The organism is Ciceribacter thiooxidans (genome assembly GCF_014126615.1).
Lineage (GTDB): Bacteria > Pseudomonadota > Alphaproteobacteria > Rhizobiales > Rhizobiaceae > Allorhizobium > Allorhizobium thiooxidans.
Genome location: NZ_CP059896.1, coordinates 382,501 through 401,204, shown reverse-complemented (window position 1 = coordinate 401,204; position 18,704 = coordinate 382,501). Strand labels below are relative to the sequence as shown.

General features: G+C 63.2%; 11 protein-coding genes, 1 tRNA gene, 2 rRNA genes and 1 pseudogene (1 of these 15 running past the window's edge). 9 read left to right on the top strand and 6 right to left on the bottom strand.

The window, feature by feature from the left end:
- The first annotated feature begins 17 nt into the window (after positions 1-17).
- The 4 genes from H4I97_RS01810 to H4I97_RS01795 are packed head-to-tail and all read left to right on the top strand — an operon-like array spanning position 18 to position 4,319.
- The gene (locus tag H4I97_RS01810; RefSeq protein WP_182306254.1) at positions 18-1,469 is read left to right on the top strand and encodes a sugar ABC transporter ATP-binding protein; all 1,452 of its coding nucleotides are present in this window, start codon (positions 18-20) and stop codon (positions 1,467-1,469) included.
- Positions 1,466-2,410 carry an ABC transporter permease gene (locus H4I97_RS01805; protein ID WP_182306253.1) on the top strand — a complete coding sequence of 315 codons (945 nt, stop codon included), beginning with the start codon at positions 1,466-1,468 and terminating at the stop codon, positions 2,408-2,410. The genes H4I97_RS01810 and H4I97_RS01805 overlap by 4 nt, the downstream gene beginning before the upstream one ends.
- Positions 2,407-3,357 carry an ABC transporter permease gene (locus tag H4I97_RS01800; protein ID WP_182306252.1) on the top strand — a complete coding sequence of 317 codons (951 nt, stop codon included), beginning with the start codon at positions 2,407-2,409 and terminating at the stop codon, positions 3,355-3,357. Before H4I97_RS01805 ends, H4I97_RS01800 begins: the two co-directional genes overlap by 4 nt.
- 41 nt (positions 3,358-3,398) lie before the next feature.
- Positions 3,399-4,319 carry an SMP-30/gluconolactonase/LRE family protein gene (locus tag H4I97_RS01795; RefSeq protein ID WP_182307514.1) on the top strand — a complete coding sequence of 307 codons (921 nt, stop codon included), beginning with the start codon at positions 3,399-3,401 and terminating at the stop codon, positions 4,317-4,319.
- Here H4I97_RS01795 and H4I97_RS01790 read toward each other — a convergent pair whose 3' ends face one another.
- Both H4I97_RS01790 and H4I97_RS01785 read right to left on the bottom strand, forming a co-directional pair.
- Positions 4,320-6,278, bottom strand: coding sequence for a CHASE2 domain-containing protein (locus H4I97_RS01790; RefSeq protein ID WP_182307513.1), 1,959 nt, complete (start codon positions 6,276-6,278; stop codon positions 4,320-4,322). It abuts the gene before it with no gap.
- On the bottom strand, positions 6,278-9,880 hold the full coding sequence (locus H4I97_RS01785) for a FecR domain-containing protein (protein ID WP_182307512.1): 3,603 nt from the start codon (positions 9,878-9,880) through the stop codon (positions 6,278-6,280). The genes H4I97_RS01790 and H4I97_RS01785 overlap by 1 nt, the downstream gene beginning before the upstream one ends.
- Before the next feature lie 116 nt (positions 9,881-9,996).
- Between H4I97_RS01785 and H4I97_RS01780 the strand changes: the two genes are divergently transcribed.
- Positions 9,997-10,539: a Pycsar system effector family protein gene (locus H4I97_RS01780; protein ID WP_182306251.1), complete on the top strand. Its 543-nt coding sequence runs from the start codon at positions 9,997-9,999 to the stop codon at positions 10,537-10,539.
- Between the two features lie 20 nt (positions 10,540-10,559).
- Here the strand turns inward: H4I97_RS01780 and H4I97_RS01775 are convergent, their stop codons facing one another.
- The gene (locus H4I97_RS01775) at positions 10,560-11,600 is read right to left on the bottom strand and encodes a glycoside hydrolase family 25 protein (protein ID WP_182306250.1); all 1,041 of its coding nucleotides are present in this window, start codon (positions 11,598-11,600) and stop codon (positions 10,560-10,562) included.
- A 257-nt stretch (positions 11,601-11,857) separates the two neighbouring features.
- Between H4I97_RS01775 and H4I97_RS01770 the strand changes: the two are divergent.
- From H4I97_RS01770 to H4I97_RS01755, 4 genes and pseudogenes are all read left to right on the top strand, one after another.
- Positions 11,858-12,387, top strand: a pseudogene (locus H4I97_RS01770) (tetratricopeptide repeat protein).
- A 77-nt stretch (positions 12,388-12,464) separates the two neighbouring features.
- On the top strand, positions 12,465-13,061 hold the full coding sequence (locus H4I97_RS01765; RefSeq protein ID WP_182306249.1) for an RNA polymerase sigma factor: 597 nt from the start codon (positions 12,465-12,467) through the stop codon (positions 13,059-13,061).
- Between the two features lies 1 nt (position 13,062).
- Positions 13,063-13,854, top strand: a complete 792-nt coding sequence (locus H4I97_RS01760; RefSeq protein ID WP_182306248.1) for an anti-sigma factor — start codon at positions 13,063-13,065, stop codon at positions 13,852-13,854.
- Positions 13,855-13,969: 115 nt separating this feature from the next.
- A complete protein-coding gene (locus H4I97_RS01755) occupies positions 13,970-16,531 on the top strand; it encodes a GcvT family protein (protein ID WP_182306247.1) in 2,562 nt (853 codons plus the stop codon).
- Positions 16,532-16,896: 365 nt separating this feature from the next.
- Here H4I97_RS01755 and H4I97_RS01750 read toward each other — a convergent pair.
- From H4I97_RS01750 to H4I97_RS01740, 3 genes are all read right to left on the bottom strand, one after another.
- Positions 16,897-16,973: transfer RNA gene (locus H4I97_RS01750), tRNA-Met, on the bottom strand.
- A gap of 279 nt (positions 16,974-17,252) precedes the next feature.
- A 5S ribosomal RNA gene (rrf, locus tag H4I97_RS01745) occupies positions 17,253-17,367 on the bottom strand.
- A gap of 144 nt (positions 17,368-17,511) precedes the next feature.
- Positions 17,512-18,704: ribosomal RNA gene (locus H4I97_RS01740) — 23S ribosomal RNA — on the bottom strand (it continues 1,605 nt past the right edge of the window).

Sequence of the window (18,704 nt, the reverse complement as noted above, 5' to 3'; positions counted from 1 at the left end):
GGACGGTGCGCGTAGACATGCCCGGAACCAATACGGTTGTTTCAGTTCAAGGCGTCAGGATCGAGTTCGGCGCGGTGAAGGCGCTGAACGGCGTCGATCTCGAGGTCGGAGCCGGAGAAGCCATCGGTCTGGTCGGCCATAACGGTGCCGGCAAGTCGACCATCGTCAACGTCATCAACGGTGTCCTGACGCCGCACCAGGGCTCGATCTCCTACGCCGGAGAGGCGGCCAGCGGGATTTCCGCGGCTCGCGCCGCCGGCGTGCGCTGCGTCTTCCAGGAGCTGTCGCTCTGCCCGAACCTGACGGTCGCGGAAAACACGCGCCTGATGCACGCCGGCCTTCAGGGCTTCGGCTGGCGCACGAAGGCCAGCGGGCTGGTTCGCAAGAAGCTCGACGAGATCTTTCCCGGCAACCGCATCGAGGCCTCCTCCCAAGTGGGAGATCTCTCGATCGCCGAACGCCAGATGGTGGAGATCGCCATCAATTTCCTGACGGTCACCGAAAGGCCGAAGCTGGTAATCCTCGACGAGCCGACTTCGTCACTCGATGCCGGCCTGGCGGAGCAATTGCTCGCCTATGTCCGCCGCTTCGTCTCCGAGGGCGGATCCGTCCTCTTCATTTCGCATATTCTCGGTGAAATCCTCTCGACCGCCGACCGCATCGTGGTGATGAAGGATGGCAAGGTCGTAGCGTCACGCCCGGCCGACGGTTTCTCGGTGCGCAGCCTCGTCGAAACCATGGGAAGCGTGGTCAAGGAACGCAGCAAGGCCGAAGGCCGCAGCAACGCCAGCTCCGCGCCGGTCGTTCTCGACCTGCCGGCACGTCGCGGCAGCACCATCGACTTCCGCGCACGCAGGGGCGAGATCATCGGCCTTGCCGGCCTCGCCGGCCACGGCCAGACGGAGACCCTGCTCGATCTCTTTGGCCGCAACTGCAGCAATTGGCTCCCGACACGGAAGGCCTCCGTCGCCTTCGTCGCCGGCGACCGTTCGCTGAATGGTACGTTCCCGCTCTGGAGTATCCTTCGCAATCTCACCATCGGCCATCTGAGGGCATTGGCAAGCCTGGGCACCGTCGACACCGGGCGCGAAGACGCCGTCGGGGCCGACTGGAAGGAACGCATCGCCATCAAGACGCCGGATCTCGCCAACCCGATCCTGTCGCTCTCCGGCGGCAACCAGCAGAAGGTGCTTTTCGCCCGCGCTCTCTCGGGCGACGCAGAAACCGTCTTGATGGACGATCCGATGCGCGGCGTCGACATCGGCACGAAACAGGAAGTCTACAGCATCCTGCGCAGCGAAGCCGCCGCTGGCCGGACATTCATTTGGTATTCCACAGAGATGGACGAAATCTGCCTTTGCGACCGCGTCTACGTTTTCCGTGACGGCGCCATCGTCGCCGAACTCATGGGCGACGAGATATCCGAGGACCACGTGCTGGCCGCCTCCTTCTCCGGAGAAGCCGCATGAAGGGCCCCTCCGCAAACACCCTCCGCCTGTTGATCCCGGCGGTTTCCCTCGTCGTGCTGCTTGCCGCGGTCTTCTACCTGCAGCCACGAGCGATGAGCTATACCGGCCTCAATCTGCTGTTCAACCTGGCAGTACCGATAGCGCTCGCGACGATCGCCCAGATGATCATCATCGCGGTCAACGATCTCGACCTTTCGATGGGCACGTTCGTCAGCTTCGCCGCCTGCGTCACCGCCGCATACATGCCTGACGCGCCCCTCATCGCCGTCGCAATGCTCGCCGGTGCCGTCGCGGTCTACGCGCTCCTCGGCTTCGTCATCACGCTGCGGGATCTTCCCTCGATCGTCGTCACGCTCGGCATGAGCTTCGTCTGGAGCGGCCTTGCCGTTCTCATACTGCCCGCCCCCGGTGGTCAGGCACCGGTATGGCTGCGGACCGTAATGACCGCGAAGCCGCCGCTCGTTCCGATGGCGATCGTCGCCAGCGTCGTGATCGCGGCACTCGCCCATTTCATCGTGGCGCGCACCACGTTCGGCGTGCTGATCCGCGGCATCGGCGGCAACAGCCGTTCGGTGGCGCGTGCCGGCTGGTCGGTGCTCGGAATGAAGGCCGCCGCCTATGCGCTGGCCGGCGTCTTCGCCGTCCTTTCCGGGATGGCGCTGGTCGGGCTCACCACCTCGGCCGATGCGAACATCGCGCTGCGCTACACGCTGCTTTCGATCGCCGGCGTCATTCTCGGCGGCGGCGAGTTCGTCGGCGGACGCGTCTCCGCCGTCGGCGCGGTCGTCGGGGCCCTGACACTCACCCTCGCCGGCTCTTTCCTGTCGTTCCTGCGCATATCGCCCGACTGGCAGATCGGCGCCCAGGGCGCGATCCTGATCGTCGTGCTGGCCCTGCGTCTTCTCTTCAACCGCAGCCAACAGAAGGGCAAGGCACAATGAACCGCGCCTCGATGCTCCTGTCGAAACCCTGGATCTGGTCCTTCGCCGCGGCGATGGCCACCTGGATCGTAACCCTGCTGTTCACCGGCGGCGCAAGCTTCGTCGGCCTTTCCCAGGCGACGCTGACCTTTGCTGCTTTCTCCGTCATTGTCGGCCTCGGCCAGATGCTGGTCATCACCCTCGGCCCCGGCAATGTCGATCTCTCCGTTCCCGCAACGATCACGCTCTCCGGCACCGTCGCGCTGAAGCTGATGGACGGCCAGGAAGCGATGATCCTGCCGGGCCTCCTGATTGCGGTGGCGATCGGGATTGTGATCGGCATTCTGAACTACGGGCTCATCAAGCTGCTGCGCATTCCTCCGATCATCGCCACGCTTTCGATGAGCTTCATCGTGCAGTCGGCGGCAATCTGGTACAATCGCGGCCTGCGCATCAAGCCGCCCGAGACGCTGGCATCCTTCGCAACCGCGACCACCTTCGGCATCCCGAACGTCGCGCTCGTCGCCCTCGTTCTGTCGATTGCCGTCTGGTGGGCGCTCGAAAAAGCGATCTACGGCCGCTGGATTTCGGCGATCGGCCAGAGCCCCTTTGCCGCCCGCATGGCCGGCATTCCGGTCGACGGCACCCGCTTCGCCACCTATGTGCTCTGCGCCGTGCTGGCGTCCGTCTGCGGCTACCTGCTAGCAAGTTTTTCCGGCGGCGCAGCACTCAACATGGGTGCCGAATATCTCCTGATGTCGATCGCCGTCGTCGTCATTGGCGGCTCGGCGGTGGCCGGTGGCAATTCGAACGTCCCGGGCATCTGGGGTGCCTCGCTCTTCATGTTCCTGGTCGTTTCGATGCTCAATACCTATGGCTTCGGGGCCGGCATCCGCCTGATCCTGACCGGCCTCATCATCATTGCCGTGATCCTGGCGGCCAGCCGGCCGGCCGGACGGGCGCGATGAACACCCATGACTTTTCAAAAACGAGGCATACCTGCAAGACGATGGTGAAGATGGTCGATCGCGTCTATGAAATCCACGACCCGCGCTTCCGCAATCTCATCGTACAGAGTGCGGAACTCGAGGAACTCTACACCGGCTGCCGCTGGGCCGAAGGCCCCGTCTGGTTCGCCGACATGAACTGCCTGCTGTTCAGTGACATCCCGAACCAGCGGATGCTCCGCTATATCCCGGGCGAAGGCGTGTCGATCTACCGGGAGCCGTCGAACTTCGTAAACGGCAACACCCGCGACCGGCAGGGCCGCCTCGTCTCGTGCGAACACGCCGGCCGGCGGGTGATCCGCACCGAGGTCGACGGCAGCATCACCGTGCTCGCCGACCGTTTCGAGGGCAGGCGACTCAATTCCCCCAACGACGTCGTCGTCAGGTCCGACGGCAGCGTCTGGTTCACCGATCCAACCTACGGCATCCTCTCCGATTACGAGGGCTACCGCGCGGAGCCCGAGCAGCCGAGCCGCAACGTCTACCGCCTCGATCCGGAGAGCGGCATGCTTACGATGGTCGCCGACGATTTCGGCCAGCCGAACGGCCTTGCCTTTTCCCCTGATGAGAAGCTGCTCTACGTCGCGGATTCCGCGGCGAGCCATGACGAAACGGCACCGCGTCACATCCGCGTCTTCGACGTGGTCGACGGCATGCGGCTCGAAAACGGTCGCGTTTTCTGCACGCTCGACTGCGGTCTGCCAGACGGCTTCCGGCTCGATCTCGCCGGCAATCTCTGGACCAGCGCCGGCGACGGCGTCCACTGCTTCGCCCCCGACGGCACCCTGCTCGGAAAAATCCTGGTGCCGCAGACGGTCGCCAACCTCACCTTCGGTGGCTCCCGCCGCAACCGGCTGTTCATAACGGCCACGAAATCGCTCTACGCCGTCTATCTCACGACGACGGGCGCGCAGTATCCGTAGTCAGCCCCCGGCCGCAGCGCGCTGGCGGTAATAGTCGGCGAGCACTGGAATTTCGCCCGAAAGCCTGTCGGCGAGCCCGCGGCAGGTGTCGATGTCGCCTGCATAGAAGGCGGCGACGAAGGTGCGGTGCAGGCCCGCAGCGTCGTCCGCAACGCCGCCGAAGACGGTGGAGACCGCCGTTCCGACGGTCCTCCCCTTCACCGTGACACGGTCGAGTTCGAAAAGCGGGAACTCGTTGGCAACGAGCGTCGCCGTATTCTCCCCGATCAGCAACGGAACGCCGAACAGTTTCGAGGCGCCCTCCAGCCGCGAGGCGAGGTTCACGGCATCGCCGAGCGCCGAATAGTCGAAGCGCCGGGTGGACCCCATGTTGCCGACGACGCACTCGCCGGTGTTGACGCCGATACCGATCCGCAAGGGCGTGAACGGTTCGTCCCTCGCCTCCGCCTCCGCATGCAGTTCGTCGTTCAGGCGGTCGATTGCCTCCAGCATGCCGAGTGCCGCCGAGACGGCGTGCTGCGCGTGGAGGGCATCGTCGAGCGGCGCATTCCAGAACGCCATGATGCAGTCACCGATATACTTGTCGATGGTGCCGCCATGGGCGAGCACGACCTCCGAGAGCGGCGTGAGCAACCGGTTGATGAGCTGGGTCAGCTGCTCTGGATCGTCCTTCATGCCTTCGGCGATCGTGGTGAAGCCGCGAACATCGCAGAAGAGGATCGAAAGGACGCGCTTCTCGCCGCCGAGTTTCAGGTGCGAGGGGTCCTGCGCCAGACGTTCGACGAGGTCCGGCGAGAGATATTGTCCGAAGGCCCGCGTGATCTCCCGGCGGCTGCGTCGCTCGGCGGCATAGTCGAAGGTCGACTGGCCTGCGGCGATCAGGATGAAGGCGAGTGACGGCGCGATCGGCGAGATGAAAACCCGCCCGTAATGCAAAACGAGATAGCTGCCCGCCACCATGGCTATGACGACGGCGAGACCGCCGATGGCCGTCGGCCAGCCGGTCCCGCGCCAGGTGAGAACGACGGCAGAGGCCACCGCGCAGAAAAGAAACAGAAGACCGGCTTCCGGCGACGCCGCGGCGATGCCGAAACCCTTGCGCAGGTTGTCGAAGATCGCCGCATGGATTTCCGCCCCGGCCACCAGGCTTCCGGTATACATCGTGTAGGGGGTTGAAAACGCGTCCGCGCCACCGCCCGCCACAGTCGGAGCGTTCTGTAGGCTGAGGCCGACGATCACCACGCGATTGCGGAAGGTGTCCGGGGGCAGGAAGTGTTCCGGATCGAGAGCCTGGTAATAGGAAACCGTCGGATAGGTTCGCGGACCACCGAAGGTCTGCATGAGCGTGCCGTGCGCCGGCGGCTCGACCGTCAGGCCCGCGGCCCGGGCGACCTCGCCGGCAAAGCTGTCGGAGATGTCGGGCAGGCTGCGCACGACACCGTCGCCGCTGAGGCTGATCGAAGCGATGCCCGGCCGCGCACCGGTCCTGAGGAAGCGGTCGAGCGGCAGCGTGCGCACGAACTGATCGGCCACGGCCGTCGAGATCAGCGTCTCGTCACCCGCCAGCACGACATCGGGTCCCAGCGCATCGGCAAAGGCCCTGTCTTCCTCCTCCGTCGTCGGTTCGGCGAAAATGATGTCGAGGCCAACGGCCTTCGCACCGGCGTCGCGCAGAGCCCGGATGAGCTTCGCATGCAGGCTGCGCGGCCACGGCCACTGGGCATTGATCTCGGCGAAGGATGGCTCATCGATCGCCACGATCACCGGTCCGTCGTCCGGCAACGGAGCGTGCCACAGCGTCGAGAAGAGATCGAAGCCGCGATCGTCGACCAGCGACCAGGCGGCGAGCCGGGTGATCCCGATGACGGCCACGAGAACCACGAGCGCCAGCAACACGGAGCGCCGACGCCGGCGCGGCTTCCAGCGGTCCGAAGCCCTCGTGAACAGCCCGCGGATCATCAGAAGCGGACTTTCATTGATCCCTTGAACGTCGGTCCCCATCCGGGGGCACCGCTCGCCACCTCGAAATCCTCGCCAAGCAGGTTATACCCGGCCAGTTCGATCTCCATGTGCTTGCCGAAGGGTTCCCAGATCAGGTTTGCGTCGAGCGTCCAGTAGTCGTCGAGCTCGACGCCATTTTCGTCATCGCGCGCGCCGATATAGTTCGCGGCGATCGTCGCCTTCACATTCGCCTCGTTGACCCAGGTCAGCGCCACCTGCCCCGCCCAATCCGGAACGAAAGGCAGCGGTTCGCCATAGGTCGCGGATGTCGGATCCTCGTTCTCCGACGACGCATAGGCGGCAGTGGCCGAAAGGCCGAAGCCGTGGCCGAGCAGCAGGTTGGCCGTCAGGCTGCCGCGGTCGATGCGACCTTCGGATGCGGAGAACGGAAAGGCCGAGAACGGAATCGTAATCTGCACATCCTTGACGTCCTGATGCTGGAACTCCGCCGCCGTGAAGAAATCCGGCGTCCATTCGGCATCCCAGCGCAGAGCGACAGTATCGACATAGCCGCCGAGGCCCGTCGAAATCTCGTTCGGCTGCAGGCCGACGACACCGACCGGAGAAAGCGTCGGCGTGGTGACGTAGAGGCTCTGGCGCAGGAAGCCGGCCCGCAGCCAATGGCCCTCGGCCGGCGACCAGGCGATGCCGGCACGCGGTTCGAGCCGGGTCACGTCTTCTGCCTCCCCGTCGACGAGTGTGCCGAACAGCGCATACTCGCCTTTCAGGCTCGGCGTGATCTCATGCAGCAGGTCAACATAGACGCGACCGTAACCGGCCCGGTCGTTCGGGTCGGCAATCGTCGGGACGGAGCCGAATTTGAGCTGGTTGTAAGATTCGATCCAGCCGCCCTCGATGCCGTAGCGCCAGGTCAGGTCGTCCTCGCCGACGCTGTGGTTCAGAGCGGCGACATAGGTGCGCTGAGAACTCTCCGTTGTTGTGGTAAGGCCGAAGGGGGGGAGGAAGACGGTGCGTTCATCCAGTCCGTCTGCGTTAATATCGTTGTAAAGCAGCGCCGCGTTGACGACGTTCCGGTAGGCGATGGTGTGGCTGATGCCGACGCCGGCATTCGTCGTCACTGTCTCGCTCTCGATGTCCAGCCCTCCTGTCAGCGCAAGGTTGGAGAATGTGTCGGAGCGGTTGAAATAGACGACGACACGGTCGTCCGGCGTCGGGCTGGCCGTCAGGTAGCCATTGCCCCGCAGCAGGCGATCCTCCGAACTGAGATCAGTGCCGAACGAATCCGTTCGCTCGTCGTAGCCCTTTTCCCACTCGGCATTCAGGTAATAGCTGGTCGGGAAAGGCAGGTTGGAATAGCCTTGGACCTCTCCCTCGGCCGTGTAGCCGGGATCGCCGCCGGCCGTCGTCACGCCGCCGCCGAGAGTCGTCTCGACGAAGGGTGAGCGCACGATGTTGGCGGTCAGCGAACTGCCGGCCAGCATGTGCGGATCAAGCAGAAGACCCTGCAGGAACGACGAATAGCTGAGGCTGTTTGCGCTATTGGTGACGACATTGCCGCCATAGACATAGCTGTTGGCAAAGGGCGTCGCGCTGCCGCGCACCGTCTGGTCGATGTAGCTGCTGCCGGCGAAGGGATCGAACACGACATCGCCGTAGTATTCACCCCAGGCATTGAGCCCTTGGAGACGGAAGGCATTGTTGAGGGTCGAACCGGCGTCGCGGTTGGCGCTGAGCGATCCGAAATCTCCGCCCCTTTCCCGCGAACGCCGCATGAACTCCTGGGCGTTGCGGATCGCCCCTTCGGAATCGTAGTCGTCGATCGCCACGGCCGCCCGGTAGGAAGAGATCACCGGGTCGTTGTCGTCCAGCCTGTCGGCGTTGTCGACCGCCTGCTGGGCCGGCACCCTGTCGCCCTTCTGGTAGTGTGCGGCGGCAAGGAGCAGCTGCCCTTGCGAATAGGAGGGATTGGACACCGAAGCGGCGAGCAGGTCGTCGATGGCGCGGTCGACCTCGCCCGTCTGCATATGGTAACGCCCGCGCGCCACCAGCGCGACTTCGAAACTCGGGTCCGCCTCGAGCGCTTGGTCGATCGCAGCCTTCGCCTCTTCCACCCGCGACTGGTCGAGATAGAGGATCGCAAGGTTCGCATAGGCGACGGGGTCCTGGGTATCGAGAGTGATCGCCTTCTTGAAGGCCTCCTCCGCAGACTGCGTGTCACCGCGCGCCGACTGGACGTTACCGATCGCATTCCATGTCGTTGTCGAACCGGGAGCGACCCTGACGGCCGCCTGCAGATCCTGAAGGGCGCCGTCGAGATCGCCCTTGATCCCCGCGCGATAGTTCGCACGTCCTTCGAGCGCCGTGGGATCGGCGGGGTCGAGCGACAGCGAACGGCTGAACGCTTCCTCCGCCTGTTCGCGGTCGTTCAGGAGCATCGCGAGCTGTGCCCGGTAGGCCGGCAGGGAAGGATCATCCGGAAAACGCCGTTCAGCCGCCTTTATCGTCGCGATCGCCGCCTTGATATCCTTGAGGAAACCCTGCGCATAGGCCTGCAGCAGGGCCCCGTAGGGCCCGCTCACCGCAGTCGGCAGCGGTTCGACCCGGTTCGGATCGGCAAGCGATCGGGCGTAATAGCGCCCGTAGATGGCGATATCCCGGCGGCGGGCATCGAGCTTTCCGGCTGCCCGGCCGAACAGTACCGCAGCCTCGTCATAGCGCTTCTCCGCCGCCGCGAGCGTCGCCTCGATCAAGTCGACCCGCGCCCGTTGTGCCGGTGAAAGTGACCGCGTACGCAAAAGCGCAAGCGTTGCCTTCACCGCCTCGCGACCTTCCAGCGAAAGCTGCGTTTCCGCCAGTACCAAAAGGTCTTCGGAGCTCCGCGCTTCGATAGGCATGGCGGAAATCCGGTCGATCTCGCGGCGCATGTCCGCGACCTTCAGCGGCGAGGCCGGCATGAAGTTGAAGGCGTTGCGCGGTGCCAGATAGAAGAGCATCTGCTCACGATCGTCGGACTCGACGATCACCACTTTGCGTGGCGCCTGGCCGATCGTGGCCGCCGCCGCCTCGCCCTGGGCGACCTGCACGCTGCCGAAATCGTTGCTGAGCTCGACCAGGCCTTCGAGAACGGTGAGCGACGTCTTCGCTCCCTCGACCGTCATTGTCCAGTCGGTGCCGCGTATCGCCGCGGTGGCCGCAGGCGTCATGATCTTCACGCCGGTTCCGCCACGCTCGGCGCGTGCCCACATTGTGCCAGCCTCGAGCTCCAGTTCGGCATCGCTGCCGGCGGAAACCTGCCGCACCCTGAGCGACGAATTACGCCCGAGGCGGATTTGCGTGCGGTCCGCAAAGAGAATGGCGAGCTGTCCGGTTGCGTTTGTGCGCAGCACGTCGCCCGGAAGAAGGTCCTGCTTCAGGTCGACGAAGCGCCAGTCCGAGATGTCGATGAAGCGCACTTCTTCGCCGAACTTGCGTGCGATCACCGAGGCTGCGGCATCTGCAGCACGCGCGACCGGCTCCGCCGCAGCGGGCGAGCAATTCCAGCTCACCCCGACAAGCAGCGCCGCGATTGTCGACTTTATCTTGAAGGATTCTCCCGCCATGGCGACAGCAGTGTTCAACTCCCGGGGAGGTGTCAAGTATCCCCAACACAAATACCCTTGCCTTTTTAAGGGAGTGTAGTAGCAAAAATACACTTTCAACTGAGGGGCAGGAGAAGATGGCCGATTTTGACACGGTACCGACCGAATTGATCGAAACTCCGCCTGCGAGCGCGGACGTGAATCAAGAATATTTCAGCCACATAAAAAAAATTAACGACGTTTTCTATGATCAGGTGAAGACGTCCGACCAGAAGGCTGCCTATATTTTTACTTTCATGCTGGCTTTTCTCGTGACATCGAGCGAAGTCAGAAATGTATTCACGCTCGAACGCTACTACGATCGGACGATTTGGGAGAATACGCTGTCAGCTATTCTTGGACTGACCTCGACGTTCTCGATGCTTTCCGCAGTCATGGTGATCCTGCCGCGTCATATCACGACATCCACCTCGCTGTTCTGGGGTACATGGTCCAAGCATCGTCCGCTGCTCGAGGGCGCGGCGGCATACGGTGATCTCCGCTATCTTTTCAACGAGTATCTGAAGAATGCGGACATTCTTGCACAGATCGCCGGCCAGAAATACCGCTTCGTGTCCTATGCGTTCCGCGGCCTCATCGCCACGGTTCTCGCCTATGTCCTGCTCTTGATCGCCGGCTGATATCCGATGGGCGGGAGAGGTCAGCTCGCCCGCGCTGCCGTCCAATTATGCCAGTCTTCCTCGCTGCCGCGGAAGACGTTGAGGTCGATGCGGCCCTGGACGCCGTGCGAAAGCCCCGAGCCAGAATACTGCCAGAACAGCCACTTGCGACCCCGATAGATCTTCGAGGGGTGTGCGGCGACCGAACGGAGCCAGAAGGGGTATTCGCGGAAAGCGCCGTCGAGGTGGTCGCCATAGAAATCCGGCGCCGTGTAGATGATCGGGCGCTTGCCGTAGTGGCGCTCGAGCATGTCCATGAAGACCTGCATCTTCTCGTGGATCTTGGTGGTAGAAAGCCGCCGCTTGCAACTCGATTCCGCGTTGTATTCGACATCGATTACCGGCGGCAGCGCGTCCGGGTCGCGCGGCACGTTGCGGATGAACCATTCGGCCTGCTCGCCGGCGGTACGGCACCAGTAGAAGAAGTGGTAGGCGCCGCGCTTGAGACCGGCGTCCTTCGCCCGACGCCAGTTCGTCCTGAACATCGGATCAAGGTGGTCGCCGCCGTCCGTCGCCTTGATGTAGGCGAAGTTCGCCCCCTGCGTTCGGAGCTTCGCCCAGTCGATATCGCCCTGCCAGCGGGAGACGTCCACTCCGTGTACGGCGTATTTCTTCGGCGAGGACTTGCCGAAATTGATCGGCTTGGCGTCGCGGAAACGATGACTGTAGATTCGTGTTCGGCTCTGCGGCTCCATCGTGGTCGCCGGATTGTCCGGCACCAGCATCGCCACCGGCTTTTCGGCCGGCACCGGCATCGCGACGGTCATCGTCGCCGAGGTGAGCGCCTGCGACTGAGGCACCTGCCCCGCCCAGGCGAGTGCGTGCTGTTCCTGCACTTCTTTCTGGGGTGCACCCGCGTCCGCGGCGACCTCCGCCGCAGGGATCGGCGCGGCGGGCGCCGAGATCGCGCTCGTCACCTCGTTCGAGGGCTTGATCGCGAGCACTTCCTCCGGCCCCGAGGTCGAACGGCAGCTCGCAAGCAGAAGAGAGACGACGACAAGTGACGCAGCCGACACACGCATGGAACACGCAACTCCGAACAGACATGGACGGCACGCGATCGCGACGCCTGCAGCCCAGACAAAAATTCCTAACGGATCATTTATCGGAGAATGCTAAATACAATCTTTACCGCGACGGGACGCATGCTGCCGATCGTGCGTCGTTCCGGCGTCATTCCGCCCGCCCGTCGGGGGCATCGATTTATTTCCCACAACACCGAATAGAACGACAGCATCGCGTGTTCTCCCCTTGCAACGTCCTGCATGGGGATATCTTGATGAACACGAAAACCTTTCTCGCCGCCACCGTCGTACTCGGCCTTTCCTCCCTCGCTCCGTCGGCCCCGCCCTTGCCGCGGGTGACGACAGTTCCAGCACCCCGACCTGCAAAGCCGGCCAGGTCTACGATGAGGCGAGCGGCAAATGCGTGAAGCAGAGCGGCGCCAACGTCACCGACGAGAACCGCACCGACTACGCCTATTCGCTTGCCAAGGCCGGCCGCTACGAAGAAGCGCTCGCCATGCTCGACACCGTGGCCGACCAGAACGATCCCAAGGTGCTCAACTATCGCGGCTACGCGACCCGCAAGCTCGGCCGCACCGACGAGGGCATCTCCTATTATCTCCGCTCGGTGGCCGCAGACCCGCAATACGCCAAGGTGCGCGAATATCTCGGCGAGGCCTATGTCATCAAGGGACGGCTCGACCTCGCCCAGGAACAGCTCGCCACCATCCGCACGATCTGCGGTGAGGGCTGCGAGGAATATCGCGATCTCGACGAGGCGATCCACGGCGCCTCTGACATCTGATCCACCTCGACCATCTCGGACCGGGCGGCACGCTGTCTGCCTGGTCCTCGCGAACAAAGCGCTGGAAGAACAGGAAAATGGTCATCGCATGGGACGTCACGGCGGGCTATAGTCGCCACTCTCCGGAGACGCCCCGTAGCGAGACGGGTCCTCTCCATGGTGTACGGGAGGCGGAGATCGCCAGCCAAGCAGTCATACGAAGCGGGCTTCTCGCCAGTCTGCCGCGACTGTGGCGTTACGCCTTCGTGCTATCGCGCCAGCGCGACGTGGCCGACGATCTCGTGCAGCAGACCTGTGTGAGGGCGCTGGAGCGCTGCGGCCAGTTCGTGACGGACGGCAGTCCCGACCGCTGGTTCTTTTCGATCCTGCATTCGGTCTGGCTCAACGAGGCCCGCGCCCGCAAGGTTCGGTTCGGACAGGGTCTCGTACCGGCCGAGGAGCACCTCGCCTTCGACGGCGCCCGCGAAGCCGAGCTCCGCGCCGATGCCGGCAAGGTGCTGCGGCTGGTGAACGCCCTGCCGGAGGCGCAGCGCGCCGCCGTCTTCCTCGCCTATGTCGAGGGCCTTACCTACCGCGAGGTCGCTGAGATCCTCGATATTCCGATCGGCACCGTGATGAGCCGGCTCGCCGCAGCGCGCGCGAAACTCGCCGCCGGCACCGACGGGGGAGTGTGACATGAACGACAAGACACCGATCCCCTCCGACGAGGAGCTGACCGCCTTCATCGACGGAGAACTCGACGCCGCTGAGCATGCCCGGATCACGCAAGCGGTGCGAGACAACCCGCAGGCCGCCGAGCGGCTCGCCTTCCTCGAACGCGCCGATCTCCTGCCACTGCGCGAGAGCTTTGCCACCCTTCTTGACGAAGCGCCCCGCCGTGACCTCGAAGGCATGCTCGCCGCCATTCCCGCGCAGGATGCCGCCGAACCGAGAAACTTCGCCCGGCGCGGCTTTATCACCGCCATCGCCGCCTCGGTCGCCGCCGGCATCGTCGTCGATCGCGCCTGGATGCGGTTTGCAGAGCCTTCCGCCGTCGGCGAAAGTGCGGAGTGGCGCGACGCCGTCGCGCAGTACATGGCGCTCTATACGGCCGAGACGCTCGGCGCTGCCCATCCCGGCCGCGAGGCCGCGGCCGCCCAGCTCGCGATCGTCAACGAGCGCCTCGGCCTGTCGCTGACGCCGGAGGCGATCGCCCTTCCGGGCAGCGAATTCAAACGCGCACAGATCCTCGCCTATGACGACCGTCCGCTCGCGCAGATCCTCTATGTCGACCCCGAAGGGCGCCCGCTCGCGCTCTGCATCTTCGCCTCTGGAACGGCCGAAGCGTCGATCGCAAGCGAACGTCGCTACGCGCTCGACATCGCCTTCTGGTCGAATGGCCGCCACGCCGCGATGTTGATCGGCCATCTGCCCGCCGGCGACATCCGCCGTCTCGCCGAGGGCATCAGCCGGCAGATCGCCGCCTAGACACCACGCCTTCCGGTGCTGGTCGTGCAGTCTTTGAAGAATGTCGCAGACAGGCTGCACACGGGCCGACTTACGCCCTAATATCCCGCGTCAACGTCAATCAGGATCGCAGGCAATGGCAGAGTTTCCGACTAGGGCTAAGGTCGTCATCATCGGGCTGGGAGGCATCGTCGGCGCCTCCATCGCGCATCATCTCATCGAACGCGGCTGGGACGACATCGTCGGCATCGACAAGTCGGGCATTCCGACCGACATAGGCTCGACGGCGCATGCCTCCGACTTCTGCTATACGACCAGCCACGACTATCTCTCGGTCTGGACGACGCAGTATTCGATCGACTTCTATGAGAAGATGGGCCACTACGCTCGCATCGGCGGCCTCGAGGTCGCCCGCACCGGCGACGACGCCTGGATGGAAGAGATCAAGCGCAAGCTTTCCTCCGCCAAGGCTTTCGGTACCCGCGCCCACTACGTCTCTCCGGAAGAAATCAAGAAGCTCTTCCCGCTAATCGAGGAGGAGATGGTCCAGGGCGGCATGTTCGACCCCGACGCCGGCCTCGTCATCCCGCGCTCGCAGACTGTCGCCGGCAAGCTGGTCGATGCCGGCGAGAAGGCCGGCAAGCTGCAGGCCTTTGCAAACACACCGGCCAAATCGCTGATCGTCGAGAACGGCCGCATCAAGGGCGTCGTCACTCATCGCGGCACGATCATGGCCGATCACGTCATCGTCTGCGCCGGCCTCTGGGGGCGCCTGATCGCAGAAATGGTCGGCGAAGACCTGCCGGTCATGCCGGTCGACCACCCGCTCACCTTCTTCGGTCCGTTCAACGAATTCGAAGGCACCGGCAAGGAGATCGGCTATCCGCTGCTGCGTGACCAGGGCAATTCCGCCTATATGCGCGACACCGGCGACCCGAAAACCACCGAGGGCGGCCAAATCGAATGGGGCTATTACGAGACCACCAATCCGCGCATGTGCCATCCGCGCGACCTTCTCGAAAAGCATGAAGCCCGCCTCTCCCCGTCACAGCGCGACCTGGAGATGGAGCAGATCCTCGAGCCGCTGGAGCGCGCGATCGAGCTCACCCCGATCCTCGGCGAACTCGGCTACAACGAAGGCCATTCCTTCAATGGCCTGCTGCAGGTGTCTGCCGCCGGCGGCCCCTCCTGCGGCGAGAGCCAGAAAGTGCGCGGCCTCTGGTACTGCGTCGCCATTTGGGTCAAGGACGGCCCCGGCTACGGCAAGCTGATCGCCGACTGGATGACCGACGGCCGCACCGAGATCGATCACAATTCGATAGACTACGCCCGCTTCTATCCGCACCAGTTGACCGAGGACTTCATCGCCGGCCGCTGCTTTGAGGCCGCCCAGAAGATCTACTTCCCTGCCGTTCACCCTCGCGAACCCTATGCCAGCGCCCGCGGTGTCAAGCGCTCGCCCTTCTACGAGCGCGAAGTCGAGCTCGGCGGATACTTCATGGAGCTCGGCGGCTGGGAGCGTGCCCACGGCTACGCCGCCAACGAGCATCTCCTGGAAAAATACGGCGACAAGATTCCGGACCGCGAGAACGAATGGGACAGCCGCCACTTCTGGCGCGTCTCCAACGCCGAGCATCTGGCGATGAGCGAGGATTGCGGCATCGTCAACCTTTCGCACTTCCACATGGTGGACATCGAGGGGCCGGACCATGTCGAGCTGCTCGAATGGCTCTGCGCCGCAAAAATTGGCGGCGACGCCAATATCGGCAAGGGCATCTACACCCACTTCCTCGATGACGAGGGGATGGTGCGGGCCGACTTCACCGTCTTCCGCATGGCCGACCGCTGCCGTCTCGTGAACGGTGCCGATGCCGGGCCGCGTGACTTCCACTACATGAAGCGAGTGGCGCAAGATCGCGGCCTCGACGTCACCATCACCGACGTCTCGGAAAAGTACATCACCATCGGCATCTGGGGCCCGAATGCGCGTGCGACGCTGAAAAAGGCCGTCGCCGATCCGGCCGGCCTCGACCCGGAAAACTTCGCCTTCGCCGCGATCAAGCCGATCGAAATCGCCGGCAAGTCCGTCACCGCCTTCCGCATCTCCTATGTGGGTGAGCAGGGCTGGGAACTGCACATGAAATACGAAGACGGCCTTGCCGTCTGGGATGCGCTCCGCGCCACCGGCGTCATGGCCTTCGGCGTCGAAACCTATGCAAACTCGCGCCGCATGGAAAAGAGCCTGCGCCTGCAGAACGCAGACCTGCTCACGCAGTATAACCTCATCGAAGCCGACCTCGCCCGCCCGAAGGTCAAGGAAGCCGATTTCCGCGGCAAGGCGAAGCACCTCGAATACAAGGCGCGGGACCACCAGCCGGCCATGCTCTGCACGCTGGTCATGACGGAGAATACCGACAAAGACGGCGTGCAGCGCTATCCGGTCGGCTCGCTCCCGGTCATGGACCCGGAGACCGGCGAGACGCTGGTCGACAGCCTGGGCCGCCGCTCCTACACCACCTCGATCGCCTTCGGCCCGACGATCGGCAAGAACATCGCACTCGCGTACCTGCCTTGGGAATATTGTCAGGTCGGCCGGAAGCTCACCGTCGAATATTTCGCCGAAACTTACCCGGTCGAAGTCGCCGGCGTCGGCTATAAGCCGCTCTACGATCCGGAAAACCTGAAGCCGCGAAGCTGATCAGGCGTCGCAGCGCTGCAAGAACTGGAGGCCGCCGGTGCGCTGACGCACCGGCGGTTGTTTTTCTATGTGTACTGGGAGCTTGCCGTCTCTATGGGGGCGTCAGCGAACGGCGGCCGGATCTGTCACCTGATCCCCGCAACCGGTTGGGGACGTTGCGGTTGCGGCTGGATGAAGAAGCTGCCTCGCAAGGCAATTCCTTCCGATAGCGGCGGAGCTGTTGGTTTGTGGCGGCAGCCAGGAGCGCCCGGCGTTTTGCCGGGAGGGAGGTGGTGGCAGGTCAGTTGCTTGGTAGTTCTGCGATGACGGCTTGCAGAAACGCAAAAAGCCCCGCGGTGGGGGCTCTTTGGGATCGGGTGGAAGGTTGGTTGCGGGGGCAGGATTTGAACCTGCGGCCTTCAGGTTATGAGCCTGACGAGCTACCGGGCTGCTCCACCCCGCGTTATGTTGAGCTGTCCGGGGATTTGCCCGGATTTTTGTTTTGCCCTTCCTCGCGCGCGTTGCGCTCTGCGGGAGGGCGGGGCTGCTCCACCCCGCGTTAGACCTGAGCTGCCGGGCGATCCCGGTTTTTTTGGCCTTCCTTTTGGGCTTTTTTGCCTTGGGGAGGGCGGGGCTGCTCTGGCCCGGGTGTTATTGTATGAAGCAAAAAGGCCGCTTTCGCGGCCTCGTTTTGGGCACGAGGCCCTTTTTGTGATGAGAAGATTTTGATTGCCTTTAGCAGACCTGGCAGCGACCTACTCTCCCGCGTCTTGAGACGAAGTACCATTGGCGCTGGGGCGTTTCACGGCCGTGTTCGGAATGGGAACGGGTGCAGCCACCCCGCCATAACCACCAGGTCAGCTAAGGGCAATCATATTTGAGAAGCTGGTGACTGAGGCCTTAGGCAACAGTCTTTCTTTGAACACGTCCTGGAGCGGCGAAGACTACTGCCTACTGCCCAACTCCTACTGGCTCATCTTTGATGAGCATGGTCAATGAGAACGATCAAGCCAATCGAGCTATTAGTAACGGTAAGCTTCACACATTGCTGCGCTTCCACACCCGTCCTATCAACGTGGTCGTCTTCCACGGCTCTGATAGGGAATACTCGTTTTCAGGTGGGTTTCCCGCTTAGATGCCTTCAGCGGTTATCCCTTCCATATATAGCTACCCTGCTATGCCGTTGGCACGACAACAGGTCCACCAGAGATATGTCCATCCCGGTCCTCTCGTACTAGGGACAGATCCTGTCAATATTCCTACACCCACGGCAGATAGGGACCGAACTGTCTCACGACGTTCTGAACCCAGCTCACGTACCGCTTTAATTGGCGAACAGCCAAACCCTTGGGACCTGCTCCAGCCCCAGGATGCGATGAGCCGACATCGAGGTGCCAAACAACCCCGTCGATATGGACTCTTGGGGGTCATCAGCCTGTTATCCCCGGCGTACCTTTTATCCGTTGAGCGATGGCCCTTCCACGCGGGACCACCGGATCACTATGACCGACTTTCGTCTCTGCTCGACTTGTCAGTCTCGCAGTCAGGCGGGCTTATGCCATTGCACTCGACGACCGATTTCCGACCGGTCTGAGCCCACCATCGCGCGCCTCCGTTACTCTTTCGGAGGCGACCGCCCCAGTCAAACTACCCACCATACACTGTCCCGGACCCGGATGACGGGCCGCGGTTAGACATCCATGACGATAAGGGTGGTATTTCAAGGATGGCTCCACAGAAACTGGCGTCCCTGCTTCAAAGCCTACCACCTATCCTACACATGCCGACACGAATGCCAGTGTAAAGCTATAGTAAAGGTGCACGGGGTCTTTCCGTCTGACCGCAGGAACCCCGCATCTTCACGGGGAATTCAATTTCACTGAGTCTATGTTGGAGACAGCGGGGAAGTCGTTACGCCATTCGTGCAGGTCGGAACTTACCCGACAAGGAATTTCGCTACCTTAGGACCGTTATAGTTACGGCCGCCGTTTACTGGGGCTTCGATTCAGAGCTTGCACCCCTCCTCTTAACCTTCCAGCACCGGGCAGGCGTCAGACCCTATACGTCGTCTTGCGACTTCGCAGAGCCCTGTGTTTTTGATAAACAGTCGCTACCCCCTGGTCTGTGCCACCCCACAATGGTTGCCCATCATGGGGTCACGCTTCTTCCGAAGTTACGCGTGCAATTTGCCGAG